Here is a 23,817-nt window from a genome sequence, read left to right on the forward strand (position 1 = left end):
CGTCACTTCGCAGTGGTGCGTACGCGGCTTTCGATCAAGAGGCCGCTTTCATCCATGATTGGATGCGCGACGGAGACGATGTGGGCGTTGATGCGCTTCAGGTCGCGCAGCATGTCGAGATGCAGCGAACTCGTCTGCAGGCTGTCGGCGCGGCCATCGCGCAGACGTTCGAGGTGGCGCTCGGCAGATTGTTTTTCCATCCGGCGCACCTCGACCTTCACCTCCATCATCTGACGCGCGAGATTGAAATCGCGGGTGACGAAGATCGTCTGGGCGACGCGCAGATTGTCGATCGTCAGATCGAACAACTTGCGCAGTTCCTGATGACCGTCCTCGGAGAATTTCAGGCCAAGCGAGATCTTCTTCGTCACCTGCTCCAACAGGCCCTTCTCGATGATGTCGCCCATATGTTCGAGGTTGATCGCATAGTCGATGACGACGATCGAGCGGCGGGCGTTCTCATCGCTGAGACCCTCGCGGCCAAGTCTGGAGAGATAGACCTTCACTGCCTGCTGCAGTCGGTCGACGCGCTCTTCGAGGGCGGGGATCTCGGCAAGCTTGGATGCGTCGTTGCGCTCGAAGGCTTCGGAGACCCGGATCAGCATGCGCTCGATCAGGTCGCCGACGCCGAGCACTTCGCGGGTGGCGCTGGCGAGGGCCACGACCGGCGTCGAAAGCTCCTGCGCATCCAGATATTTCGGGGCACTGTCAGGCTCGGCCTGATCCGGCACCAGCCTGGCCATCAGGGCGGCGAGCGGCCTGGAGAATGGCCAGGCAACTGCTGCCAGCAGAAGGTTGAAGGCAAGATGCGCATCGACCGGCAGCTTGGCCGGGCCAAAGGGCAGCATCTGGATGAGTTCCGCACCGTAGCCCGCCAGCGGCAGGGCGATGAGACAGCCGAGCGTGCGGATGGCGAGATTGCCGAGAGTGACGCGCCGCGCCGAAGCCGGGCCGGACAATGTCGCGACCACAGGCGGTATCGCACCGCCGAGATTGGCGCCGAGCACGAGCACGATGACGAGTTCGGCAGAGACCACGCCGGCCGAGGCAAGCGACAGGATGAGCACCACCACCGCAAGACTCGACGAGGACGCAAAGGCGAGTGCCGCCGAGACGATCATTGCCACGGGCAGGGCGCCGTCCAGCAGGCCGATGAAGGCCGCAAGGGCGGGAGAGGCGCGCATGGGCTCCGTCGCAAGGCCGAGAAGGTGCAGCGACAGCAGCATCAGCCCGATGCCGATCAGCGCCGTGCCGCCGCCCTGGCTGGTGCTGGAGCGGCCGCGGTAAAGCACGATGCCGGCGAGGATCAGAAGCGGGGAAAGCCATTCGATGCCGGTGGCGACGATCCAGGCTGTGATCGCGGTACCGACATTGGCGCCGAGCAGAACGATCTGCGCCATGCGCGGCTTGATCAGGTCACGTTCGACGAAGGAGGCGGTCATCAGCGCCGTTGCCGTCGAACTCTGCAGCGCGACCGTTGCAACGAGACCCGACAGGAAAGAACGAAGACTGCCGCGCGTACCGGTCGCCAGACCCGTTCTGAGGCGGGCTCCGAAGGCTCTGGATACGCCATCCTTTACCTGCGCGAGGCCGAACAGCAGCAGAGCCACGGCGCCGAACAGGTTGATCATGATGATTGTAGAGTCCATTTTGTTGTTTTTATTCTTCTTTCACAGATCTGGAGAAGTGCTGCTTTCCTCGCATAGCTATTCCAACTTATTGAAATCATGGAGGCCAATATTGAATTTTTGATTGCCCGGCTAATAAATATACGCTGGTTTCACAGATAGACAACGCTATTTTGCGACATATTCTGGAGCGGATCGGCAATTCCGCAGGCTTTGCTCCGCCGGCGCCGCGTTCGTCAGGTCCAGACGGTTTGGCGCATTGCCTCACCGACGATCATGGCGGCCGAAACAGCGACGTTGATCGAGCGCTGGCCGTCGACCATTGGGATCAGGATGCGTGCATCGGCTGCTTCATGGACCTGATCCGGCACGCCGGCGCTTTCGCGGCCGAAGAGCAGGATATCGTCCGGGCGGAAGGCAAAATCAGTGTAGCGCTCCGCCGCCTTGGTCGAGGCGAGGATCAGGCGGCCGCCGGTGGTCAGGCGCCACGCTTCGAAGCGGTCCCAATTGACATGGCGGGTGAGGGCCGCGGCGGCGATATAATCCATGCCGGCCCGTTTCAGGTTGCGGTCGGACACATCGAAGCCGGCGGGCTCGATCAAATCGACCGCGAAGCCAAGGCAGGCGGCAAGGCGCAGGATCGTGCCGGTATTGCCAGGAATATCCGGCTGATAGAGTGCCAGTCTGAGTAAAGTCATGATGCGCCGTCTTTCCGCTTTCGCCGTCAAAGGCCTAATGCAACTGTGATTTCGGCGCAACAGGGCGCGTTTTGACCAGGAAACGTTCAATTTACGGCAATACAGGGCTGGAATTTTCGCGGTTTTCGCGTTATCCATGCCTATCTTCAATCGCCAGCAGGGAGGGTCACAATGAATATTTTGCTCGATATGCGCCTTCCCGCCGTGATGCCGATTAAGGCGACACGCCGCCGCTAGTGCGCATTTCTTTCTGAAATCCCCCTTTTGATCCATTGTGCGGCTGTTTCGGCCTCGCCCCTTGAACGTTCGGTTCCCATATGTGCTTGCATGGCGCTGGGATGGCGCGAAGCCGGGAGCCGAAACGCTGACGTTTCGGAGCAATTTCATGTTTGGCTGGTTCGAACAGCGACTCAATCCCTTTCCGAGCGAGGAGCCTGTCGCCCCGCCGAAGGGTCTCTTTGCCTTCTGCTGGCATTACAGCAAGCCGGCAGCCCCCTGGCTCGGCCTGATGGCGCTGCTGACAGCGCTGATCGCCGTCGGCGAAGTGGCGCTGTTCCAGTTCCTGGGCGACATCGTCGACTGGCTGACCAATGCCGACCGCGCCACCTTCCTGCAGACGGAGGGTCACAAGCTTTTCTGGATGGCGGCGCTTGTGCTGGTCGGTCTGCCGCTGACGGCGGGGCTCGATTCTCTCATCATGCATCAGATGATGCTCGGCAATTATCCGATGATCGCACGCTGGCAGATGCACCGCTTCCTGCTGCGCCACAGCATGTCGTTCTTCGCCAACGAGTTTGCCGGGCGTGTCGCCACCAAGGTGATGCAGACGTCGCTCGCCGTGCGCGAGACGGTGATGAAGATCCTCGACGTCTTCGTCTATGTCGTGACGTACTTCCTGACGATGATCATCGTCATCGCAGCGGCCGACTGGCGGCTGATGATCCCGATCCTCGTCTGGCTCGCCGTCTATATCAGCATCGTCGCCTATTTCGTGCCACGGCTTCGCAAGATCGCGGCCGCCCAGGCGGATGCGCGCTCGATGATGACGGGGCGCGTGGTCGACAGCTATACGAATATCGCCACCGTCAAGCTGTTTTCGCATGCGGGCCGCGAGGAGGTCTATGCCAAGGAGGGCATGGATGAGTTCCTGCAGACCGTGCACAAGCAGATGCGCAAGGTGACGCTCTTCCACATCAGCGTCTATCTGAACAACTGCGTTGCGCTCTTCGTCATTTCGGGCCTGTCGATCTGGTTCTGGCTGAACGGAGCGATCTCCGTCGGCGCCATCGCCATCGCCATTGGTCTTGCCATGCGCGTCAACGGCATGTCGCAATGGATCATGTGGGAAGTCTCGGCGCTGTTCGAGAATATCGGCACGGTCTATGACGGCATGGAGATGATGAGCAAGCAACACGACATCGTCGACAAGCCGGGCGCGCCCACCTTGACGGCGAAGAAGGGCGCGATCCACTACGACCGCATCCGCTTCCACTACGGCAAGAGCAAGGGTGTCATCGACAATCTGTCGCTCGACATCAAGGCGGGCGAGAAGGTCGGCCTGGTCGGCCGCTCGGGCGCCGGTAAGACGACGCTGATGAACCTGCTGCTGCGCTTCTACGACCTGGAGGCCGGCCGCATCACCATCGACGGGCAGGACATCGCCGGCGTCTCGCAGGAAAGCCTGCGCTCGCTGATCGGCGTGGTGACGCAGGATACGTCGCTGCTACATCGCTCGATCCGCGACAACATCGCCTATGGCCGTCCCGATGCCTCGGACGTCGAGATAATCGAGGCCGCCAAACGTGCGAATGCCTGGGAGTTCATCGAAGGCCTCGTCGACATGCAGGGCCGCGAGGGGCTCGACGCGCAGGTCGGCGAACGCGGCGTCAAGCTGTCTGGCGGTCAGCGGCAGCGCATCGCGATCGCCCGCGTTTTCCTGAAGGACGCGCCGATCCTGGTGCTCGACGAGGCAACTTCGGCGCTCGATTCGGAAGTCGAAGCGGCAATCCAGGAGAACCTCTTTGCCCTGATGGAGGGCAAGACGGTGATCGCGATCGCCCACCGGCTTTCGACGCTGACGGAGATGGACCGGCTGATCGTGCTCGACAAGGGCCGGATCATCGAGGCCGGCTCGCACAGCGAACTGATCGAGGGCGGCGGTATCTATGCCGACCTCTGGAACCGCCAGTCCGGCGGCTTCCTCTCCGATCACGCCGAGGAAGCGGAAGAGGCTGCGGAATAAGATGAAAGAGGCCCTCCCTGCGAAAGCGGGGAGAGCCTCTTGAATTCTCAGGGTTGCTTCGAATTTGCCGGCGCGTTTGCTATCCGTTCAAAGGCTGTCGGCCCAGTCGATCGCGCGGTGATGTTCGATCAGGACGATGGTGTTGGCGGCGGCGATCGTGCGCAGCGCCGTGATGCGGCGGCGCTCCTCCTGGTCGATCCATGCGGTGATGGCCTCGGTGACGATTTCGTCGCGCGGCTGCGCCAGGTCGATGGCCAGGGCATCCAGCCTCTCTGCAAGCGGAAGCGGAATATGCGCATCGAGCATTTTCGTTTCCATGGACCTTCTCTCCGGTGACACGCGATCATAACGTCAGATTGTGACGGGTTCGGGGGCAGTCAATGGCGATGCCGCCGATGTTATCGTTTATTACAAAAATATAAGCTTGCGTCCGCTTTTCATTCTCTTTGCCGCTCCCCTCAATCCGCCTATATCGCTTCTATGTTCCTGCGCCCCATCCTCCGCCTGTTCGAAACCTGGATCGATCCGTTCCGTCCACGCGCCAATCTCCAGCCCCCGCGTTCGACGCTCGGCTTCGTCTGGTTCTATATCGGCCAGGCGAGGATGCCGTTCATCGCCATGCTCGTTCTCGGCGGGACATCGGCGGCAATCGAGGCGGCGCTCTTCTGGTTCGTCGGCCGGCTGGTCGATATCCTCGGCAGTATCAAGCCCGGCGCCGGCTGGAGCGGACTTCTCGCAGCCCATGGCGGCGAACTGTTCGGCATGCTCGCCCTCATCGGGGGTGTGCGCTTCGTCGTCGCCTTCCTGATCGCGCTCGTCGATCAGCAGGTGATCACGCCTGGTTTCTATAATCTAGCACGCTGGCAGTCCTATCTCCATGTCTCCCGCCAGTCTTTATCGTTCTTTCAGAGCGATTTCTCCGGACGTATCGTCACCAAGGTCTGGTCGGCCGGGCAGGCAACCGGTGATCTCGTCACCTCGCTGATGGAAAGCGTCTGGTTCGTCGGCATCTATGCCGTAACGACGCTCGTGCTCGTCGCCCGGCTGGACTTCTCCCTTGCCGCCGTCGTGCTGTTCTGGCTTGGCGCCTTCAGCCTGCTTGCCCGCCACTTCGTTCCGCGAATTCGCCATCATTCCCGCGAAACGGCGGAAGCCGGATCGATGCTGAATGGCCGGATGGTCGATTCCTACAGCAACATGCAGACGTTGAAGCTGTTTGCGCGCGATGAGGAGAGCGACCGCTATATGCGGCAGGGCTTCGATATCTATCAGGATACGGTGCTGCGTTTCACGCGGTTCATCACTGGTGTCAGGGCCTCCATGGCGCTGCTCTCCGGCCTGATGATCGTGACGATGGCGGGGCTGAGCGTCGATTTGTGGCTGCGCGGCCTGGTCAGTTCCGGTGCTGTGGCATTCTCGTTGGCGCTGGTGCTCCGCCTGAATTTCCTGCTCGGACGGCTGATGACGCAGTTCAACGGCATCATGCGCAATCTCGGCACCATCCAGAACGCCGCCGAGCTGATCTCGCAGCCGCTGGGGCTCGTCGACCGGGCCGATGCCAAAAACCTGGTGATCCGGCATCCCGGCATCCGCTTCGACAATGTTTCCTTCCGCTACGGCAAGGGTCATCAGCCGGTCGTCGAGAATTTCTCTCTGACCATCCGACCGGGCGAAAAGGTCGGAATCGTCGGCCGTTCGGGCGCGGGGAAGTCGACCCTGATGAACCTGCTTCTAAGACTCTACGACATCCAGGACGGCCGCATTCTCATCGACGGCCAGGATATTGCAGCCGTGACGCAGGAATCGCTCAGGATGCAGATCGGCGTCGTCAGCCAGGACACTTCGCTGCTGCACCGTTCGGTGCGTGACAATATCCTGTTCGGACGGCCGGATGCCGGCGAGGAGGGGCTGGTCGAGGCGGCCAAGCGCGCCGAAGCCATCGACTTCATCGCCCGCCTGCAGGATCAGCAGGGCCGCAGAGGTTTCGATGCGCATGTCGGAGAGCGCGGCGTCAAACTGTCTGGCGGGCAGCGCCAGCGCATCGCCATTGCCCGCGTCATGCTGAAGGATGCCCCGATCCTTGTTCTCGACGAGGCGACGTCGGCGCTCGATTCGGAGGTGGAGGAAGCGATCCAGTCCAATCTCCACCGGATCATGGAAGGCAAGACGGTGCTTGCGATCGCCCATCGGCTGTCGACGATCGCCGCACTCGACCGGCTGATCGTCGTCGATCTCGGCCGGATCATCGAGGAGGGCAGCCATGACGAACTGCTTCGCCGCGGCGGGCTCTATGCCGAACTTTGGGCACGCCAGTCCGGCGGCTTCCTCGCGACGGACGAGGATGTGGGCTCAAGGGTCGACGACGAATTCCGCCATGAGGCCAAAATGGTTTGATCCGAAACTGTCCTCGATGCGGCGGACCGATTTCAGCCGCAGGGGCGCCCTGCTGAAGATATGATCGATCGGAATGCCGAAAGCACCGGCGCGGATTGGCCATGTCGCCGGCTCCAGCGATGCCGTGCCCAGGCCCTGGCTGCGCATGAGATACTGCACGTCGGGCGCCAGAATCGACGTATTGAAATCACCGGCAAGAACGAGCGGTCCCGGCAGGGAAGGGATAATCTCCGCGAGGTCTGCGATCTCAAGGCCGTGGAATTCGTCGTAATAGGGTTTGGTCAGGTGCGCGGCGAGGAAATTGACCTTCTGGCCGTCGAAATCGATCGTCGAGATCGTCAGCCGGTTGCGCCATAGGAGCCCGAGGCTGCGGATACGAGGTTCGATAAGCGGGCGCTTCGACAGGACCAGCGTATCGCATTGCTCCATGCCGACACCGCAGCCGATGTAATAAGGGTAGGTCTTCAACAGCCGCGGCAATTCCGACAGCAGCGGTTCGGCCTCCAGGATGTTGACGACGTCGGCGCCTGAGGCAATGGCCATGTCGGCGATCGCTGCCCCGTTCGCGAAATTATCGTTCTCGATATTGAAGGACATCAGCTTGAAGAGGACCGGGCGGCTTTGATCGACCGCGGGCTCGACGAATTCGCGCATCATCACGGCGCCGTGGACGGCAAGAACCAGCGATACGCCGAGCGTCAGAAACCCATACCAGTGCCGCTTGACGAGAAGGGCCGCGATCGAGGCGGCCGCCGCGGCCGCCGCCAGATGGAGCTGGAAGCTGTAAAAGAAGGAAAGCAGGTAGAAATCTTTGACATAGCGCAGAGAGACGATGGCGAGGACGAGGGTGGTGAGGACGCTGAATACGCAAAAAATCGTGTCTCTCATCCGCTCCGGTCCGGCTCGCTGGCGTGGTTGTGACTGCGCCTATCACGCCGGCTTTTTTGTTGCAATGCAACATAATGGCGAGCGCGTGTTTGCCTTAAAAAATTCATCCGAAATTTCCCGCGACATTGTGCCCTCATCCCCTTGTCAAGGCTGGACATAATTTGCGATCAAGCATAGAACGCGCCGGATTGCCGGGGAATCTATGGCCGAATTGTGTCCAGAGAGATTCGCCGGTAGAGGGGGTAGGGCGGAATTCCGCGAAAATTGCGCAGAGGATGTTAGCCGTGAGCGAACACGAAACGACAAGCGAGGGCATGGGCGAACCCACTCGCCGTGATTTCCTTTATCTCACCACTGGTATGGCAGGCGCCGTCGGCGCCGTTTCGGTCGCTTGGCCGTTCATCGATCAGATGCGTCCTGATGCTTCGACGCTCGCTCTCGCCTCCATCGAAGTCGACGTTGCCAGCCTCGAGCCCGGCATGTCGCTGACGGTCAAATGGCGCGGCAAGCCGATCTTCATCCGTAACCGTACCCCGGAAGAAGTGACGGCCGCAGCCGATGTTCCGCTGTCGGACCTCAAGGATCCGGTCGCGCGCAATGCAAACCTTCCTGTCGACGCTCAGGCAACGGGTGTTGACCGTTCGGGCGGCAAGGGCAAGGAAAACTGGATCGTCATGATCGGCACCTGCACACATCTCGGCTGCGTGCCGCTCGGCCAGGCCGGCGAATACAATGGTTGGTTCTGTCCCTGCCATGGCTCGGTCTACGACACGGCCGGCCGTATTCGTAAGGGTCCTGCGCCGCAGAACCTGGCGATTCCGACCTTTTCATTTTTGTCCGATACCAAAATCAAGATCGGTTGAGGGGAGACTGATTAATGAGTGGCCATTCCAGCTACGAGCCATCAACCGGCCTCGAGAAATGGGTCGATGCGCGCCTTCCGCTGCCGCGCATGGTCTATGACAGCTTCATCGCCTATCCGGTTCCGCGTAACCTGAACTATGCCTACACCTTCGGCGCCATGCTCGCCGTCATGCTGGTGGTGCAGATCCTGACGGGTGTCACGCTCGCCATGCACTACGCCGCCGACACGACGATCGCCTTCAACTCCGTTGAAAAGATCATGCGCGACGTCAACCACGGCTGGCTGCTGCGCTACATGCATGCCAACGGTGCATCCTTCTTCTTCGTCGCCGTCTACCTGCACATCGCCCGCGGTCTTTACTACGGCTCCTACAAGGCGCCGCGCGAAATCCTCTGGATCCTTGGCGTGGTCATCTACCTCCTGATGATGGCGACCGGTTTCATGGGCTACGTCCTGCCCTGGGGCCAGATGTCCTTTTGGGGTGCGACGGTCATTACCGGCTTCTTCTCGGCTTTCCCGCTGGTCGGCGAATGGATCCAGCAGTTCCTGCTCGGCGGCTTTGCCGTCGACCAGCCGACGCTGAACCGCTTCTTCTCGCTGCACTACCTGCTGCCCTTCATGATCGCCGGCGTCGTCGTCCTGCACATCTGGGCGCTGCATGTCGTCGGCCAGACCAACCCGACGGGCGTCGAGGTCAAGACGAAGACCGACACGGTTCGCTTCACGCCCTATGCGACGATGAAGGATGCGCTCGGCGTTTCGGTCTTCCTGCTGGTCTATGCCTATTTCGTCTTCTACCTGCCGAACTTCCTCGGCCATGCTGACAACTACATCCCGGCCGACCCGTTGAAGACGCCGGCCCACATCGTTCCGGAATGGTACTTCCTGCCCTTCTACGCGATGCTGCGCTCGATCACCTTCAACATCGGCCCGATCGACTCCAAGCTCGGCGGCGTGCTGGTGATGTTCGGCGCGATCATCGTGCTGTTCTTCCTGCCGTGGCTCGATACCTCGAAGGTCCGTTCGGCCGTCTACCGCCCCTGGTACAAGCTGTTCTACTGGCTGTTCGTGATCAATGCGATCATCCTCGGCTGGCTCGGTTCGCAGCCGGCGGAAGGGCTGTTCACCACGATCTCGCAGATCTGCACACTCCTCTACTTCGCTTTCTTCCTGGTCGCGATGCCAGTTCTAGGCCTGGTGGAAACGCCGCGCCGTATCCCGAACTCGATCACCGAAGCGGTGCTCGAAAAGCGCAACAAGACAGCTGCCGCCAGTGCAGCGGCCAATGCGTAAGCGCGCGACGGAAGGGAATAGAAATATGAAAACGCTTGTTGCAAGCATTCTGCCGCTCGCCGTCGCTGTCGTTCTCGGCAGCGCAGCCTTCGCCGAGGAAGCGGCGCCCGCGAATGGAGCAGCACCTGCCCATCACGAGGAAGGCGCGACGCCGCACTATCCGCTGAAGGAGCCGAAAGAGGAAGAATGGAGCTTTGCCGGACCGTTCGGTCATTACGACAAGGCTCAGCTTCAGCGCGGCCTCAAAGTTTATACCGAAGTCTGTTCCGCCTGCCATTCGATGAACCTTGTGCCTTTCCGCATGCTCGACGAGCTCGGTTATTCCGAGGCGCAGGTAAAGGCTTTCGCCGCGAATTACGAGGTCCAGGATGGCCCGAACGCCGCCGGCGAGATGTTTACCCGCAAGGCGGTCCCTTCCGATCACTTCCCGTCGCCTTTCCCCAATGCGGAAGCGGCGGCTGCTTCCAACAATGGCGCGGCTCCGCCCGACTTTTCGTTGATCGCAAAGGCCCGCGAGGTCGAGCGCGGTTTCCCGCAATTCGTCTTCGATATCTTCACCCAATATCAGGAAAGCGGACCGGACTACATCCACTCGCTGCTGACCGGCTATGAAGAGCCGCCGGCCGGTTTCCAGGTGCCTCAGGGTGGACATTATAACCCTTATTTCCATGCCGCCGCCGTCCTCGCCATGCCGAAGCCGCTCTCCGACGGCCAGGTGACCTATGACGACGGCGCGCCGGCGACCGTCGAGCAGTATTCCAGGGACGTTTCCGCCTTCCTGATGTGGGCCGCCGAGCCGCATCTCGAAGAGCGCAAGCGCACCGGCTTCATGGTCATGATCTTCCTGGCGATCTTCACGGTGCTGATCTACCTGACGAAGCGCTCGGTTTACGCCAACAAGGAACACTGAGCGTTCCCTACCGGAATTCGAAAGGCGGCTTGCAGGCCGCCTTTTTTGTTGGTTCCATTCCTGTCAATTGATAGGGTGCGGCCAGTTTCATGCGCTCGCAGATATGGATTTTCCATGGACAATACGACTTCGGAGCTCGCAGCCAGCATCCGCTCCATTCCCGACTATCCCAAGCCGGGCATCATCTTCCGTGACATCACCACGCTGCTCGGCAACCCCCGCGCTTTCCGCCGAGCAGTCGACGAACTCGTGCAGCCCTATGCGGGCATGAAGATCGACAAGATCGCCGGCATGGAGGCGCGCGGCTTCATCCTCGGCGGCGCGGTGGCGCACCAGCTTTCCTCGGGCTTTGTGCCGATCCGCAAGAAGGGCAAGCTGCCGCACGAGACCGTGCGCATCGCCTACAGCCTGGAATATGGCGTCGACGAGATGGAGATGCATCGCGATGCGGTGCAGCCCGGCGAGAAGGTGATCCTGGTCGACGACCTGATCGCTACCGGCGGCACGGCGGTGGGTGCCACGAAGCTGCTGCGCCAAATCGGCGCCGAAGTGGTCGGCGCCTGCTTCGTCATCGATCTGCCGGATCTCGGCGGCCGCAAGAAGCTGGAAGAGCTCGGCGTCGTCGTGCACACGCTGGTCGAATTCTCCGGTCACTGAGTCCGTGGCTACTATGCGGCAGCGTCAGTCGAATTCGAGCACGCTGCTTTCGAAGCGGATTACGGCATCGCCGTTTTGATCGACGCCCTCGCAGAGGATGGTGTTGAGGTGCCAGCCCGGCCGCGACGCGAGCGGCCGGCTGGCGAGGAAGGCGACGGAATAGGTGACGACGTCGCCTGCGAAGACCGGCCGCAGCCATTGCAACTTCTGGAAGCCGGGCGAGGGGCCGAGGTTCGGCGACGTCAGGCCCTCCTGCGCGAGTGCGGCGCTCTGCCTTTCCCAAAAGGCGAGGAAGGTCCGCATCCAGGCGGCCGTGGTGTGCCAGCCCGAAGCGCAGAGGCCGCCGAAGAGCGTGTCTTTGGCGGCTTCCTTGTCGATGTGGAAACGCTGCGGATCGTAGCGCGTCGCGAAACGGATGATGTTTTCTTCGGTAAAGGCGTAGCTGCCGATCTCGACCTTCTCGCCGACGGCGTAAAGTTCCGACATTCTCATGCTGACAGCTCCGAGGTGGGACGCATACGGATCATCACCGAATTCTCCGAGACGCAGACGAGTTCGCCGCGCTGGTTTCCGACCTCATGACGAAACTTGACGATGCCCATTCCGGCGCGCGAGCGCATCGGCCGGGCTTCGAGGACGGTCGAATGGCCAGACAGCGTGTCGCCGGCAAGCACCGGCTTGCGCCATTCCATCAGATCGACGCCCGGTGCACCCTCGCAGAGCGAATGCAGCACATAGCTGTCGGCCATCATGCGCATGAACATCGAAGAGGTGTGCCATCCGGACGCGGCGAGCCCCCCGAGAATGCTGGCGCGGCCGGCCGCCTCATCGAGATGCATCGGCTGCGGGTCGAATTCGCTTGCGAACTCAATGATTTCCTCAGCGATCACCAGCTTCGGGCCGAGCGCGAAGCGGCGGCCGGGCTGGAAATCCTCGAAGGAAAGCTTTTCTGCCGACATTCGCTCCTCCCGCCATATGCAGCGCACAATGCTTACAATAGCATCCGCGCGGGCTCAATGATTCCGGGGAGATAAACCGGCATGACGGAACTGAGGTCGATACTCGACGAGGCGGGGCGCCAGGGACTGATTTCGCCGGAGGCCGGAGAGCGGCTTCTGCCGTTTCTGATCGCGCACGGTGTGGCCGTCGCCGAGGCGCAGCCGGCAATGGCGGCTGAAGGACAGGCCTGGTCGGATACGGAGACGCCGCGTTTCGTGCGCGGCTTCCACGACGTGCTGATCACCATCGGCGTCGTCGTGGCGCTCGGCGGCCTCTGGGGGCTTGCGCCGCTTTACGCGGTGCCGCCCGCTATCCTCGTGCTTTCGGAAATTCTCGTGCGGCGTCAGCGGCTCGCCCTGCCGGCCGTCGGCTTGACGATCGCGCTGTTCTGCTGGACATTTTTGCTGATGTCCCGTGTCTTTACGCCGTGGACCTTCGAGATAGGGGCGGACCTCACGCAGTTCATTGCCGGCTTCCCGATCCTTCTCGGCATCTACTATGCCCGCTATCGCGTGCCCTTGACGCTGGCGCTCGCCATCATGTCGATACTTGCCCTGGTGCTCACCCTGCTTTTACGTTTAGCGCAATGGCTAAGCGGCAATCCCGCATTTTTCGTCGACCATCTTGCCCTGCTGGCTGCGGTGTCCCTCGTCTGCGCGCTCGGCCTCTTCGCGATGGCGCTCTATTTCGATCTCGGCGACCGGCTGCGCCGGACGACGCGCTCGGATATTGCTTTCTGGCTGCATCTCGGTGCGGCGCCGGCGCTGCTCTACAGCACCGTTTCTCTGCTGTCTCTAGGAGAAGGCGGCCGTATCTTCGACCTGGCGAACATGTCGGCCCAGACCCCCGTGGTCGTCGCGACCGTGGCGGCGCTGATGCTGATCGGTCTGATCATCGATCGCCGCGCTTTCGTCACCTCGGGGCTGCTATCACTCGGTGTTGCGATCTTCAGCGTCTTCCGGCACGGAAGCGCGACTGTCGACACCTACATCTTCACGACGCTGATCGTCGTGGGCGCGATCGTTCTCATTATCGGAACAGGCTGGATGCCACTGCGACGGCTGGTGCTGCGGGCACTGCCCCCGGCAATCGCAAACAGGCTGCCGCCTGGTTAAGGCGGCAGCATTTCTTATTTAGGTGTTGAAGCGGAAATGGATGACGTCGCCGTCCTGGACGACGTATTCCTTGCCTTCGTCACGCGCCTTGCCGGCATCCTTGGCGCCGACTTCGCCGTTGTATTTGATGTAATCGTCATAGGCGATGGTGTTGGCGCGGATGAAGCCGCGTTCGAAATCCGAATGGATAACGCCGGCGGCCTGCGGCGCCTTGGTGCCGCGCTCGATCGTCCAGGCCCGCGTTTCCTTCGGGCCGACGGTGAAATAGGTGATGAGGTGGAGCAGCTTGTAGCCGGCGCGGATCAGCCGGTCGAGGCCCGCCTCGTCAAGGTCGAGGGCGGAAAGGAATTCCTTGGCTTCATCCTCGGGAAGCTGGGCGACCTCGGCCTCGATCGCCGCCGAGATGACGACGGTTTCGGCACCCTGTTCCCGAGCCATAACGGCGACAGCCTCGGTGAATTCATTGCCTGTCGAAGCCTCGGCCTCAGCGACGTTGCAGACATAGAGGACCGGATGCGAGGTCAGAAGGTTGAGGCCCTTGAGGATGGCGATTTCCTCGGCATCGAGCGTCGACAGCAGCGTGCGTACCGGCTTGCCCTCGTTGAGCAGTTGCAGCGAGGCTTCCATGATCGGCAGCATCGCCATCGAATCCTTGTCCTTGCTGGTGGCGCGCTTGCGCGTCTGCTCGGTGCGGCGCTCCAGGCTTTCGAGATCGGCGAGCATCAGTTCCGTCTCGATCGTCTCGGCATCGGCGACGGGATTGATGCGGCCTTCGACATGGGTGATGTCGCTGTCTTCGAAGCAGCGCAGCACGTGGACGATGGCATCGACCTCGCGGATATTGGCGAGGAACTGGTTGCCGAGACCTTCACCCTTCGAGGCGCCGCGCACAAGGCCGGCAATGTCGACGAAGGAGATGCGGGTCGGGATCAGTTCCTTCGACTTGGCGATGTCGGCAAGCTTGCGCATGCGCGGATCGGGCACGGCGACTTCGCCGGTGTTCGGCTCGATGGTGCAGAAGGGATAGTTTGCCGCTTGCGCAGCCGCCGTCTTGGTGAGCGCGTTGAAGAGGGTCGATTTGCCGACGTTCGGCAGACCGACGATGCCGCATTTGAAGCCCATGGCTAAAACCTGCTGTTCTTGAATTCCTTGCTGGTGCCTATGGGATAAAGGAGCAATATGGTCAAGTCTTAGAGAGCTTTTACCGCTGCTCACTTGCCGATGGATCGGTGCTGGCCTATTTTTGAATGCGACTGAGATTTTCGACGCATTGCGGATTTCACCAGAATGCCAGGTCACTCCCACGCAGATGCAATTGCTTCTCTCTGCGCCGAAGCCGGGGACGAGATCCTGCCTGTTTGAGGCCGGGAGCTGTGGCGGCTGACCGTCGAAAATTCGTCATCGACACTGATTAGCTGGTTTGAACATTCCTGACCCCATGTCATCAACGGCTGGATTTTTCCGATGAGTGACAATGACATTGCCCTGAAACCGAAGACCAAGGTGAGGCCGAAGCTGGATAAGCCGAAGCTCTACAAGGTCATTCTCGTTAATGACGACTATACGCCGCGCGAATTCGTCATCGTGATCTTGAAGGCCGTGTTCCGCATGAGCGAGGAGACGGGCTACCGGGTGATGATAACAGCGCACAAGCTCGGTTCCTGCGTGGTCGTGGTCTGCGCCAGGGATATCGCCGAGACCAAAGCCAAGGAGGGCATCGACCTTGCCAAGGGCATGGGCTTTCCGCTGATGTTCACAACGGAGCCGGAAGAATAGATGCTGCGGATTCAGGTGCTGCGGATCTGATAGCCGGTCTTGTCCTGCACGAAGCCGCAATTCTCGTAGAAGCGCAGGGTCGCCGGGTTTTTCGAGCCGGTGAGCAGCATCACCTTGTAGCAGCCAGCTTTCCAGGCCTCCGTCACGGCATGGCCGATGACGGCGCCGGCATAACCGCGCCGACGGTGATCGGCGTGGGTGACGACGTTTTCAATCAGGGCATAGGAGGCGCCGTTCCGCGTCAGGTTCGGCACGACGATCAGCGTGACGGTGGCCGCAGCGAGATCGCCGGCAAAGCCGATGAAGAGAGTCATGCCGGGTTGGGCGAGGATGGCGGAGAAGCGCTCTTCGGCCATGGCCTTGTCGAGAACCGGATCGGTCGAGTTCAAATGCTGGTAGAGGGTGATCAGCCCGGGAAGATCGCCGACGGCGGCCGGGCGGATGGCGAAATCCTGGTCCTGGTCGTGAACCGGCACCGGCCTCATTCTCCCTTGTTGCCGAACATCTTCTTCAACATGTCGGCCATCGGGCCGCTGGCCGGCAACTTCGGCTGATTGTGGTTGCGGGCCTGATGGATATGCGACTGGCCGGTCGGCTTCTTTTCGGTATTCTTGTTTTCCTTCCGCGGCTTCTCTTCCTCGGCCTTGCCGCCGAGCGCCAGCGCGATCTTGTTCATCAGCTGCGAATCCTCGTTTCGCACCAGCATGTCGGCATTGTCGGCGAGGGTGTCGAGAAGCGGCTCCAGCCAGACCTTGTCGGCCTTGGCGAAATCGCCGAGCACGTGGTTCTGCACCATTTCCTTGACGCCCGGATGGCCGATGCCGAGGCGCAGCCGCCGGTACTCCCGGCCGCAATGGGCGTCCAGCGACCTGATGCCGTTATGGCCGCCATGGCCGCCGCCGGTCTTAAGCCGCGCCTTGCCCGGGGGAAGATCGAGTTCGTCGTAGATCGCGACGAGGTCGGCGGGCTGGAGCTTGTAGAAGCGCATCGCCTCGCCGACGGATTCGCCGGAGAGATTCATGAAGGTCTGCGGCTTGATCAGCAGCACCTTCTCGCCGCCGATCTCGCCCTCGGCGATCTCGGCCCTGAATTTCTTCGACCAGGGCGAGAAGCTGTGGCGCCGATGAATGGCGTCGACGGCCATGAAGCCGATATTGTGGCGGTTGCCGGCGTATTTGCCGCCAGGATTGCCGAGACCCGCGATGATCAGCATGGTCTGTTTTTCCTTGCTAGAATTTCCCGCCGTTCACCACCTGTAAATGACCGCAAAGTCAAGCGGAAAGGGCAGTATCCGTCGCAGTCACTGCGACAGATTCATGCCGTATTTCAGGAAGATCTGCTTCTGGTCGCCATCGGCGATCAGCTTGTCGAGGGCAGCTTGCATCTTGACGAGCAGATCGTCCGGAAAGCTCTTCTCGCAGGCGATGCTCATCGGCTGGGCGGAGAGCACGGTCACCATCTCCACCGGCTGGTCGGCCTTCAGCTTTTCGAAATAGAGTTCGGAGATCGGCATCATGTCGATGCGTCCGCCGAGCAGCTTGCGCAGCGTCGCGTTGAAGTCGCTGGCGACATCGAGCTTGGTGAAGCCTTTCTCTTTCAGGATCGTCTCGGTGTAATCCTCACGCTGAGTGCCGACCGTATATTTCTTTGCCTCTTCCAGATTGTTGGCGATGACGCCCGAGCCCTTGCGGGTGATCAGGATGTTGCGGTCGATGAGCAGCGGCTCGACCCATTTGAACAGCGGGTCGCGTGCGCCGTTGTGGGCGGTTGCGAAGACACAGGTCATCGGCGCTGTGCGGGCAAGGCCGAAAGCGCGCGCCCAGGGCATGATCTCGATCGTGTAGTCGACGCCGATCGCGGCCATCACCTTTTCGACCTGCTCGACGGTGGCGCCCTTGATCTCCTTGCCTTCGCGATAATTGAAGGGGGCATAGTCCTCAGTCGTGAAGGTCACGGTTTGCGCATGGGCGGCGCAGGGCAGCGCCAGGCATGCGAGAAGCAGGAGCTTTTTCATCATATCATCTCCTTCGTTCTTCATTCACGAGGCGCGTGCCACGGCCGATTGTGAGCCTACCAGTTGCTCGATGAGCGCGGTTGCATGCTGCGGACGATGGAAGAGGTAGCCCTGGCCGTAGTCAAGCCCCATCTGATGGAGCGTGCGGCATTCCTCTTCGGTCTCGATGCCCTCGGCAATGACGGTGCAGTTCATCTTGTGGGAAAGCGTGGTGATGCCTTCGATCAGCATGCGGCTCTTCTGGCGGACGTCGTCGTCGCCGTCGTTGATCGCGCGGGTGAAGGACTGGTCGATCTTGATGATGTCGACGGGGAAACGGTTGAGGTAGCTCAGCGACGAATAGCCGGTGCCGAAGTCGTCGAGCGCGATGCGGCAGCCGAAGCGACGAAGCTCGGTGACAATCATGCGAATCTCGGGGTTGTCGTGCATCAGCACGGCTTCGGTGATCTCGACGACGATGCGCTCGGGGCGGATGCCGTGGCGTCCGACGATGGCGGCAAGACGGGCCGGCAGCGCCGGGTCGAACTGCAGCGGTGAGAAGTTGATGGCGAGATAGCTATCCTGCATGCCCGGTATGCGGGAAATCTTCGCGAGGTTGGCGATCGCCTTTTCCATGATGACGTTGCCGACCCTGACGATCTTTGCCGTTTCCTCGGCGACGCTGATGATTTCGGCCGGCGGCATCAAACCCTTCTGCGGATGGTTGAGGCGCATCAGCGCCTCGAAACCGGCAATGCCGCGGCCGTTCAGGTTGACGATCGGCTGCAGGAAGGCCTCGAACCAGTTGTCGATGAGGCCGGCTTCGATATTGGCCTCGATCTCGGCGCGGCGGCGGGCCCGGTCGAGCATGGCGTTGTCGAAGAGCTGCGCGCCGTTCTTGCCGTCGCGTTTCTTGGCATACATCGCCATGTCGGATTTCTGCAGCAGTTCGGCTGCGGTTGCGGCATGATGCGGATAGACGGCGATGCCGATGGACGCGCTCAGATGCATGTCGGGGGCGAAGGGCGTTTCGAAGATCGAGGCGATCTGCTCGCACATCACCTTGGCGCGTTTTTCGGCGTCCCTGGCCGGCAGCAGGATGGCAAATTCGTCGCCGCCGAGACGGGCCGCTTCGTCGGAAGGGGCAAGATGGGTCTTCAGGCGCTCGACGAGCTCGATCAGCGCCATGTCGCCGGCGGCATGGCCCATATTGTCGTTGATCCACTTGAAGCGGTCGAGATCGACGAAGAGGCAGGCGAGTTCCTGGCCGGCGGCGTCGGCGTCGGCGATCTTGTTATCGAGGACGGCTTCGAAGCCCTGGCGATTGAGAAGACCGGTCAGGTGATCGGTGATCGCCTGGCGGTGGTTGCGGTCCTCGGAGGCCTTGAGTTCGGTCACATCGGTCATGACCGATAGCGACAGGCGGTCATGAGCGCCGGCTCCCGCCTCCGATTCCATGATGAGGACGTCCATGATGCGGCCGTCCAGGCAGACGAACTTGACGGTTACGGTCATGCCGCTTTCGGCCAGGCGGCGCTTGCCGAATTTGTCGCGGGTGGTCGAGGTGACGAGATCGGCGAAGTTGCGGCCGATGACGGCGGCACGGTTATACCCTGTGGCCAGCAGCCAGTAGTCGCTGACGGCGGTGATGCGGTCCTCCTCGTCGAGCGAGAAGAGCATGGCGGGCGTCAGATTGTAGATGTCGGTGGCGCGGCGGTGGGCGAACTTCAGCTCCTTTTCCTCGCTTTCAAGCTTGGTCTGCATCTCGTTGAAGCTGCGAGCCAACCGTCCCATCTCGTCGTTCGACTGCCAGTCGACATGATGGCGGGAGCCCAGCTGGCGGGTGGCCTCGATTGCCGCCGTCAGCCGCATCAGCGGCTGGATGACGAAGAAACGGTTGCCGATCAGCGCCGTGCCGAAAACGGTCAGCACGGCGAAAATGAAGATCGAGATGAAGACGACCTCTTCCTGCTTCAGGCCGGAAAACAGCCCGAGTGCGGGATAATAAACGCTGATGCTGCCGAGGTTCCTCGGACCGTCGACGGTATTGTAGATGATGGCGCGCGACACCTGCACGAGCTGACCGTTGAAGGAGCGCGGAATGGTGGACTGGCTGACGTCAAGCTGGCCTGACTGATCGCGCACCTCGACCTTGACGATGGCGCCCTGGGAAACGACCGTCGCGCTGATCTGGGTGACGCTATCCTCATCGAGGTCCCACAGGGGTTTGGCCAGCGCCTGGGCATTGGCGACAAGAAGAACGGAGATATGGTCGCGTATTTCCTTATCGGCCCGTTCCGAGGAAAGAAAAAGGAAGAGAACAAAAAGCGGAGCGACAAAAACAAGCAGCGCACCGCAAACTATCGCAAAAAATCTGTTCTCAACGGAATTGTTCATGGTTCCGTTTACTCCCCCAGGCCGGCCATATTTCCTGTCGCGCGTCAAGGCGGGCTTCTTCGCAGCTGACGAAGCATGCTTTCACGAATTTGTTAAATGTTGCTGAAACGGGGCAGTTGCCGGGCAATGAAAAGCCCGCTTTCCAGGGGAAAGCGGGCCATATGCTTTACAAATTGGTCGAAGCGATCAGGCTTCGGCTTCGCCTTCGGCAGCAGTCTCGTCGATGCCGGCAGCCGGGGCAATGATGGTCGCGATCGTGAAGTCGCGGTCGATGACCGGGGTGACGCCCTTCGGCAGGGTGACTTCCGAAATATGGATGCTGTCGCCGATCTTCTTGCCGCTGAGGTCGACATTGAAGAATTCCGGGATCGCATCGGCCGGGCAATGAACTTCGACTTCATGGCGAACGATGTTCAGAACGCCGCCGACCTTGATGCCCGGGGATTTCGCTTCGTTGACGAAGTGAACCGGGATTTCGACGCTCACCTGGGTGTTACCGGAGACGCGCAGGAAATCGACATGCATCGTGAAGTCGCGGACCGGATCGAGCTGATAGTCCTTCGGCAGAACCTTGTACTTCTTGCCGCCGACTTCGATCGTCGCCACGGTGGTCATGAAACCACCGGCATGAATGCGCTTCGTCACCTCATTGGTGTTGAGAGCGATGGCAATGGGGGCCTGCTTGTCACCATAGATGACAGCGGGAATCAAACCGTTGCGGCGAAGTTCACGGGCGGACCCCTTACCAACCCGTTCGCGCGCCTCGGCCTTGAGCTCGTAAGTTTCCTGGCTCATGGCTATTCCTTTCGAGGTTATTTGGAGAGTTCGGCGGGCGGGCAATGCCTTGCTCCGTCGAACCGGAGGCGGGTATAACCCAACCTCATCCGCGTTGCCTCCAAGGGTGTCTACGCGGACCGGTGGCCTATATTATAAGTCGATCGGAAACGCAAGTTGCGGTTTCAGGCTGTTTTCCGGCGAAATACGCGCTTCGGCAAGCCGAAACCGCAGCCGACTTCGCAGCGATCGTATTCCCGGTCCAGCAAGCGGCAAAATTCAGCATTCCCGCTGCGGCCGAGGTTGACATCGGCACGCTTCACCTCTTTGGATGCCGCATTCAAAAAGCGGCTGAGGAGAAATCGGACTATGCGTCTTAAACTTGTCACGGCAACGAGCTTGCTGGCACTTTGCCTTGTCACTACGGCCCAGGGTGTCGAGATCAATCAGGGCGGCGCCGACGCGCTCAAAGGTACCCTGACGAAGCTGCTTCCGGAGGATCTGGCAAAGAGCGGCCTGATCACCGTCAATCCGGCAGGCACGCGCTACGAGATCATCTACGATCTGGCGAAGCTGCTTGCCAAGGCCGATCCCGCGACATTCGCGATCAACGGGCTGGCGCCGTTCTCGACGTTCGCTACACCGCTCGATAGCGGGCTTTGGAATATCGAAGGCGACAACAAGTTCAACGTCTCCGGCCATTTCAAAGGCAAGGACGAGAAGCCGACGGATTTCTCCTATTCTATCGCATCGCTTGTTTACAGCGGCGTCTTCGATCCTGCGATTAGCTATCTGCGCTCCGCCACTTCTACGGCCAAGGACATCAAGCTCACCAGCAAGTCCGAGACTGAGGAAGTCAGCGCCAGCATCGCCAGCATGGATCAAAAGCTGAGTTCGACGGACAGCGCAGGCGGCAACGGGCGTATCGATCTTACGGGCAGCGGTTCGATGTCGGCTTTCGTCGAGCAGATTTCCGGCGCGCAAATGCCGCCCGTTGAAATCCGTGCCGACTCGGTCGATGTCGAGGCCAAGGTGAACGGCCTGCCGGCGAAGCAGATCCGCGAGATGGTCTTCTTCATTCTCGATCATGTCGAGGAGAAGGAGTTGAGCCCCGAAAACAGCGACAGGATCAAGGGAATCCTCAAGGAAGCCTTCCCGCTTCTGGCCTCGTTCAGCGAGACGATCGGGGTCAACAATTTGACCGTCAGCACCCAGGTGGGCAGCGGCGGCGTCAAGGCCTTCGGTTATAACGTCGCCATCGATGGGCCGACCAACGCGATGCGCTTCGGCTTCGGCATGAATGCGCAGGAGCTCAGCTTCGACAGCCCGCTGATGCCGGCAAGCTATTCGCCTTTCCTGCCGACCAGCTTCGATCTGCAGCTCGCCATGCCGAATCTAGACTTCGCAAGTTTCGGCGACGCCTTGATGGCGATGGATTTCAATGAGAAGGCGCCGGAGACGAGCGGTGAGGAGATGGGCAAGAAGCTCTTCCGCGATGGTCGGCTCACCGTCGAGTTTCCGAAGATCAGCGCCAAGTCGGATGTCTATGACATCGACATGACGGGCAAGATCGAGGGGCGCGTCGATACCCAGAAGGACTATTCGATGGAGGCGACGATCCTCGCCCGCGATCTCGACAAGACGATCGCCGCAGTTCAGGAGCTTGCCAAGACCGATCCCGATCTCAACCAGGTCTCCTTCGGCATCATGATGGTGAAGGGCTTCGCCAAGACCGATGCGGATGGACGCTCGCGGTGGGACATCAGTGTCAGCCGCGATGGTGCGGTCGCCGTCAACGGCCAGCAGATCAAGGGGCCGGATGGTCCGGATCAGGATCAAGATCAAGGGCTGGAGCCAGATCAGGAGCAGGAACCGGATCAGGGTCAGGATGCGGTACCTGCGCCGCCGCAGCAGCCTTGAGCGTTATCAATTGGGATCAGACATGAAGAGGCCGGCCTTGTGCCGGCCTCTTTGTTTTAAGTCACACGCTTCACCGAGGCCAACGATCGGGACGACGATTTATTCTGGGCTTTCGCTGTCAACGAAGGCGGCTCCGCGACGATCAACGGCCAGCAGTTGACGCGGCTCGGAGGGCCTGCCCGGCAATAGCTTGGTCCATCTGATGCAGAAATTAAAAAGAGCCGGTCGATGCCGGCTCTTTTTTATTGAAGCGGCCGGTCAATCGAAGAGGCTGGAGACGGACTCTTCCTGGGCCGTTCGGCTGATGGCTTCGCCGATCAGCGGCGCCGTCGTCACGATGCGGATATTGTGGGCCGAGAGCACGGCGGTGGTCGGCTGGATCGAATCCGTGATGACGAGTTCGCGCAGCTTCGAGGAGGTCACGCGGGTGACTGCGCCGCCCGAGAGAACGCCGTGGGTGATATAGGCGGTGACGCTGGATGCGCCCTTGGCCAGCATCGCGTCGGCCGCGTTGCAGAGCGTTCCGCCGGAATCGACGATGTCGTCGATCAGCAGGCAGTCCTTGCCGGCAATGTCGCCGATGATGTTCATGACTTCGGATTCACCCGGCCGATCGCGACGCTTGTCGACGATGGCCAGAAGACAGTCCAGCCGTTTGGCGAGCGCGCGGGCGCGAACCACGCCGCCGACGTCAGGCGAGACGACCACGACGTTGCTGAGATCATAGTGACTCTTGATGTCGCGGGTCAGCACCGGCAGCGCAAAGAGGTTGTCTGTGGGTATATCGAAGAAGCCCTGGATCTGACCTGCGTGGAGATCGAGCGTCATGACGCGGTCGGCGCCGGCTTCGGTGATCAGGTTTGCCACCAGCTTGGCGGAGATCGGCGTACGGCCGGAAGCGCGGCGGTCCTGACGCGCATAACCGAAATAGGGAAGCACGGCAGTGATGCGACGGGCTGACGAACGACGCATCGCATCGATCATGATCAGCAGTTCCATCAGGTGGTCGTTGGCCGGGAAGGCAGTCGGCTGCACGAGGAAAACGTCCTCACCGCGGACATTTTCCTGGATTTCCACAAAGATTTCCTGATCGGCAAACCTTCGGACGCTGGCTCTCCCCAAGGGAACATTGAGATAGGTGCAGATCGCTTCGGCGAGTTGCCGGTTCGAATTGCCTGCGAAAACCTTCATTTTGGTCCGCCTGTTATGCGCTGATAGCCGCGCTTTTTAGTCAGCTTCCCGATGAATGCAAGGGCAAAGGTGCCACA

At 60.8% G+C, this 23,817-nt stretch carries 22 protein-coding genes; 9 read left to right on the forward strand and 13 right to left on the reverse strand.

The annotated features are described in order from the left end of the window. Positions 1–2 precede the first annotated feature (2 nt). Both FHX10_RS01765 and FHX10_RS01770 read right to left on the reverse strand, forming a co-directional pair. On the reverse strand, positions 3–1,649 hold the full coding sequence (locus tag FHX10_RS01765; protein WP_028757013.1) for a Na/Pi cotransporter family protein: 1,647 nt from the start codon (positions 1,647–1,649) through the stop codon (positions 3–5). Between the two features lie 215 nt (positions 1,650–1,864). Then, entirely contained in the window at positions 1,865–2,326 is a 462-nt protein-coding gene (locus FHX10_RS01770; protein ID WP_028757014.1) for a tRNA (cytidine(34)-2'-O)-methyltransferase, read from the reverse strand. Positions 2,327–2,711: 385 nt separating this feature from the next. Between FHX10_RS01770 and FHX10_RS01775 the strand changes: the two genes are divergently transcribed. Beyond that, entirely contained in the window at positions 2,712–4,568 is a 1,857-nt protein-coding gene (locus FHX10_RS01775) for an ABC transporter ATP-binding protein (protein WP_028757015.1), read from the forward strand. Between the two features lie 87 nt (positions 4,569–4,655). On the opposite strand, the gene FHX10_RS01780 is transcribed toward FHX10_RS01775, so the two are convergent. Then, on the reverse strand, positions 4,656–4,886 hold the full coding sequence (locus tag FHX10_RS01780) for a CopG family ribbon-helix-helix protein (RefSeq protein ID WP_028757016.1): 231 nt from the start codon (positions 4,884–4,886) through the stop codon (positions 4,656–4,658). A 162-nt stretch (positions 4,887–5,048) separates the two neighbouring features. Here FHX10_RS01780 and FHX10_RS01785 point away from each other — a divergent pair, with 162 nt between their 5' ends. Next, on the forward strand, positions 5,049–6,962 hold the full coding sequence (locus FHX10_RS01785; protein ID WP_063474522.1) for an ABC transporter ATP-binding protein: 1,914 nt from the start codon (positions 5,049–5,051) through the stop codon (positions 6,960–6,962). Here the strand turns inward: FHX10_RS01785 and FHX10_RS01790 are convergent. Then, positions 6,918–7,850, reverse strand: a complete 933-nt coding sequence (locus tag FHX10_RS01790; protein ID WP_063474523.1) for an endonuclease/exonuclease/phosphatase family protein — start codon at positions 7,848–7,850, stop codon at positions 6,918–6,920. The genes FHX10_RS01785 and FHX10_RS01790 overlap by 45 nt on opposite strands. Before the next feature lie 284 nt (positions 7,851–8,134). Between FHX10_RS01790 and petA the strand changes: the two genes are divergently transcribed. The 4 genes from petA (at position 8,135) to FHX10_RS01810 (ending at position 11,575) form a co-directional block, all read left to right on the forward strand. Further along, positions 8,135–8,713, forward strand: a complete 579-nt coding sequence (petA, locus tag FHX10_RS01795) for a ubiquinol-cytochrome c reductase iron-sulfur subunit (protein WP_063474524.1) — start codon at positions 8,135–8,137, stop codon at positions 8,711–8,713. Between the two features lie 14 nt (positions 8,714–8,727). Further along, positions 8,728–10,008, forward strand: coding sequence for a cytochrome b (locus FHX10_RS01800; protein WP_047611266.1), 1,281 nt, complete (start codon positions 8,728–8,730; stop codon positions 10,006–10,008). 25 nt (positions 10,009–10,033) lie between these two features. Further along, on the forward strand, positions 10,034–10,918 hold the full coding sequence (locus FHX10_RS01805) for a cytochrome c1 (RefSeq protein ID WP_047611264.1): 885 nt from the start codon (positions 10,034–10,036) through the stop codon (positions 10,916–10,918). Positions 10,919–11,032: 114 nt separating this feature from the next. Continuing rightward, the gene (locus FHX10_RS01810) at positions 11,033–11,575 is read left to right on the forward strand and encodes an adenine phosphoribosyltransferase (RefSeq protein ID WP_018243044.1); all 543 of its coding nucleotides are present in this window, start codon (positions 11,033–11,035) and stop codon (positions 11,573–11,575) included. A gap of 24 nt (positions 11,576–11,599) precedes the next feature. On the opposite strand, the gene FHX10_RS01815 is transcribed toward FHX10_RS01810, so the two are convergent. Next, positions 11,600–12,067, reverse strand: a complete 468-nt coding sequence (locus FHX10_RS01815) for a MaoC family dehydratase (protein WP_063474525.1) — start codon at positions 12,065–12,067, stop codon at positions 11,600–11,602. Then, the gene (locus FHX10_RS01820) at positions 12,064–12,534 is read right to left on the reverse strand and encodes a MaoC family dehydratase (RefSeq protein ID WP_063474526.1); all 471 of its coding nucleotides are present in this window, start codon (positions 12,532–12,534) and stop codon (positions 12,064–12,066) included. Before FHX10_RS01820 ends, FHX10_RS01815 begins: the two co-directional genes overlap by 4 nt. Before the next feature lie 81 nt (positions 12,535–12,615). On the opposite strand from FHX10_RS01820, the gene FHX10_RS01825 reads away from it, so the two are divergent. Then, positions 12,616–13,689, forward strand: coding sequence for a hypothetical protein (locus FHX10_RS01825; RefSeq protein ID WP_063474527.1), 1,074 nt, complete (start codon positions 12,616–12,618; stop codon positions 13,687–13,689). A gap of 18 nt (positions 13,690–13,707) precedes the next feature. Here FHX10_RS01825 and ychF read toward each other — a convergent pair whose 3' ends face one another. After that, a complete protein-coding gene (gene ychF, locus FHX10_RS01830; RefSeq protein ID WP_063474528.1) occupies positions 13,708–14,811 on the reverse strand; it encodes a redox-regulated ATPase YchF in 1,104 nt (367 codons plus the stop codon). Positions 14,812–15,153: 342 nt separating this feature from the next. Between ychF and clpS the strand changes: the two genes are divergently transcribed. Beyond that, positions 15,154–15,465, forward strand: a complete 312-nt coding sequence (gene clpS / locus FHX10_RS01835; RefSeq protein WP_047611252.1) for an ATP-dependent Clp protease adapter ClpS — start codon at positions 15,154–15,156, stop codon at positions 15,463–15,465. A gap of 11 nt (positions 15,466–15,476) precedes the next feature. Here clpS and FHX10_RS01840 read toward each other — a convergent pair whose 3' ends face one another. From FHX10_RS01840 to FHX10_RS01860, 5 genes are all read right to left on the reverse strand, one after another. Continuing rightward, positions 15,477–15,950 (reverse strand): GNAT family N-acetyltransferase, encoded by a 474-nt coding sequence (locus tag FHX10_RS01840; protein ID WP_063474529.1) that lies wholly within the window; start codon positions 15,948–15,950, stop codon positions 15,477–15,479. Then, complete coding sequence (gene pth, locus FHX10_RS01845) at positions 15,947–16,678, reverse strand: aminoacyl-tRNA hydrolase (protein ID WP_063474530.1); 732 nt, start codon at positions 16,676–16,678, stop codon at positions 15,947–15,949. Before pth ends, FHX10_RS01840 begins: the two co-directional genes overlap by 4 nt. Before the next feature lie 87 nt (positions 16,679–16,765). After that, positions 16,766–17,479 (reverse strand): substrate-binding periplasmic protein, encoded by a 714-nt coding sequence (locus tag FHX10_RS01850; protein ID WP_047611786.1) that lies wholly within the window; start codon positions 17,477–17,479, stop codon positions 16,766–16,768. Between the two features lie 24 nt (positions 17,480–17,503). Further along, the gene (locus FHX10_RS01855) at positions 17,504–19,855 is read right to left on the reverse strand and encodes a putative bifunctional diguanylate cyclase/phosphodiesterase (RefSeq protein WP_063474531.1); all 2,352 of its coding nucleotides are present in this window, start codon (positions 19,853–19,855) and stop codon (positions 17,504–17,506) included. Between the two features lie 186 nt (positions 19,856–20,041). Beyond that, positions 20,042–20,650: a 50S ribosomal protein L25/general stress protein Ctc gene (locus FHX10_RS01860; RefSeq protein ID WP_047611239.1), complete on the reverse strand. Its 609-nt coding sequence runs from the start codon at positions 20,648–20,650 to the stop codon at positions 20,042–20,044. Positions 20,651–20,998: 348 nt separating this feature from the next. Between FHX10_RS01860 and FHX10_RS01865 the strand changes: the two genes are divergently transcribed. Further along, complete coding sequence (locus FHX10_RS01865) at positions 20,999–22,549, forward strand: hypothetical protein (protein ID WP_063474532.1); 1,551 nt, start codon at positions 20,999–21,001, stop codon at positions 22,547–22,549. A gap of 258 nt (positions 22,550–22,807) precedes the next feature. Here FHX10_RS01865 and FHX10_RS01870 read toward each other — a convergent pair whose 3' ends face one another. Next, positions 22,808–23,740 (reverse strand): ribose-phosphate pyrophosphokinase, encoded by a 933-nt coding sequence (locus FHX10_RS01870; protein WP_047611235.1) that lies wholly within the window; start codon positions 23,738–23,740, stop codon positions 22,808–22,810. Positions 23,741–23,817 lie beyond the last annotated feature (77 nt).

The sequence above is a fragment of the Rhizobium sp. BK591 genome, from assembly GCF_014195045.1.
Classification (GTDB): Bacteria; Pseudomonadota; Alphaproteobacteria; order Rhizobiales; family Rhizobiaceae; genus Rhizobium; species Rhizobium anhuiense.

Bases quoted from the DNA above. Each gene is read 5' to 3' on its own strand.
- FHX10_RS01765 (WP_028757013.1), bottom strand. From the start codon at position 1,649: ATGGACTCTACAATCATCATGATCAACCTGTTCGGCGCCGTGGCTCTG.
- FHX10_RS01770 (WP_028757014.1), bottom strand. From the start codon at position 2,326: ATGACTTTACTCAGACTGGCACTCTATCAGCCGGATATTCCTGGCAAT.
- FHX10_RS01775 (WP_028757015.1), top strand. From the start codon at position 2,712: ATGTTTGGCTGGTTCGAACAGCGACTCAATCCCTTTCCGAGCGAGGAG.
- FHX10_RS01780 (WP_028757016.1), bottom strand. From the start codon at position 4,886: ATGGAAACGAAAATGCTCGATGCGCATATTCCGCTTCCGCTTGCAGAG.
- FHX10_RS01785 (WP_063474522.1), top strand. From the start codon at position 5,049: ATGTTCCTGCGCCCCATCCTCCGCCTGTTCGAAACCTGGATCGATCCG.
- FHX10_RS01790 (WP_063474523.1), bottom strand. From the start codon at position 7,850: ATGAGAGACACGATTTTTTGCGTATTCAGCGTCCTCACCACCCTCGTC.
- FHX10_RS01800 (WP_047611266.1), top strand. From the start codon at position 8,728: ATGAGTGGCCATTCCAGCTACGAGCCATCAACCGGCCTCGAGAAATGG.
- FHX10_RS01805 (WP_047611264.1), top strand. From the start codon at position 10,034: ATGAAAACGCTTGTTGCAAGCATTCTGCCGCTCGCCGTCGCTGTCGTT.
- FHX10_RS01810 (WP_018243044.1), top strand. From the start codon at position 11,033: ATGGACAATACGACTTCGGAGCTCGCAGCCAGCATCCGCTCCATTCCC.
- FHX10_RS01815 (WP_063474525.1), bottom strand. From the start codon at position 12,067: ATGAGAATGTCGGAACTTTACGCCGTCGGCGAGAAGGTCGAGATCGGC.
- FHX10_RS01820 (WP_063474526.1), bottom strand. From the start codon at position 12,534: ATGTCGGCAGAAAAGCTTTCCTTCGAGGATTTCCAGCCCGGCCGCCGC.
- FHX10_RS01825 (WP_063474527.1), top strand. From the start codon at position 12,616: ATGACGGAACTGAGGTCGATACTCGACGAGGCGGGGCGCCAGGGACTG.
- ychF (WP_063474528.1), bottom strand. From the start codon at position 14,811: ATGGGCTTCAAATGCGGCATCGTCGGTCTGCCGAACGTCGGCAAATCG.
- clpS (WP_047611252.1), top strand. From the start codon at position 15,154: ATGAGTGACAATGACATTGCCCTGAAACCGAAGACCAAGGTGAGGCCG.
- FHX10_RS01840 (WP_063474529.1), bottom strand. From the start codon at position 15,950: ATGAGGCCGGTGCCGGTTCACGACCAGGACCAGGATTTCGCCATCCGC.
- pth (WP_063474530.1), bottom strand. From the start codon at position 16,678: ATGCTGATCATCGCGGGTCTCGGCAATCCTGGCGGCAAATACGCCGGC.
- FHX10_RS01850 (WP_047611786.1), bottom strand. From the start codon at position 17,479: ATGAAAAAGCTCCTGCTTCTCGCATGCCTGGCGCTGCCCTGCGCCGCC.
- FHX10_RS01855 (WP_063474531.1), bottom strand. From the start codon at position 19,855: ATGAACAATTCCGTTGAGAACAGATTTTTTGCGATAGTTTGCGGTGCG.
- FHX10_RS01860 (WP_047611239.1), bottom strand. From the start codon at position 20,650: ATGAGCCAGGAAACTTACGAGCTCAAGGCCGAGGCGCGCGAACGGGTT.
- FHX10_RS01865 (WP_063474532.1), top strand. From the start codon at position 20,999: ATGCGTCTTAAACTTGTCACGGCAACGAGCTTGCTGGCACTTTGCCTT.
- FHX10_RS01870 (WP_047611235.1), bottom strand. From the start codon at position 23,740: ATGAAGGTTTTCGCAGGCAATTCGAACCGGCAACTCGCCGAAGCGATC.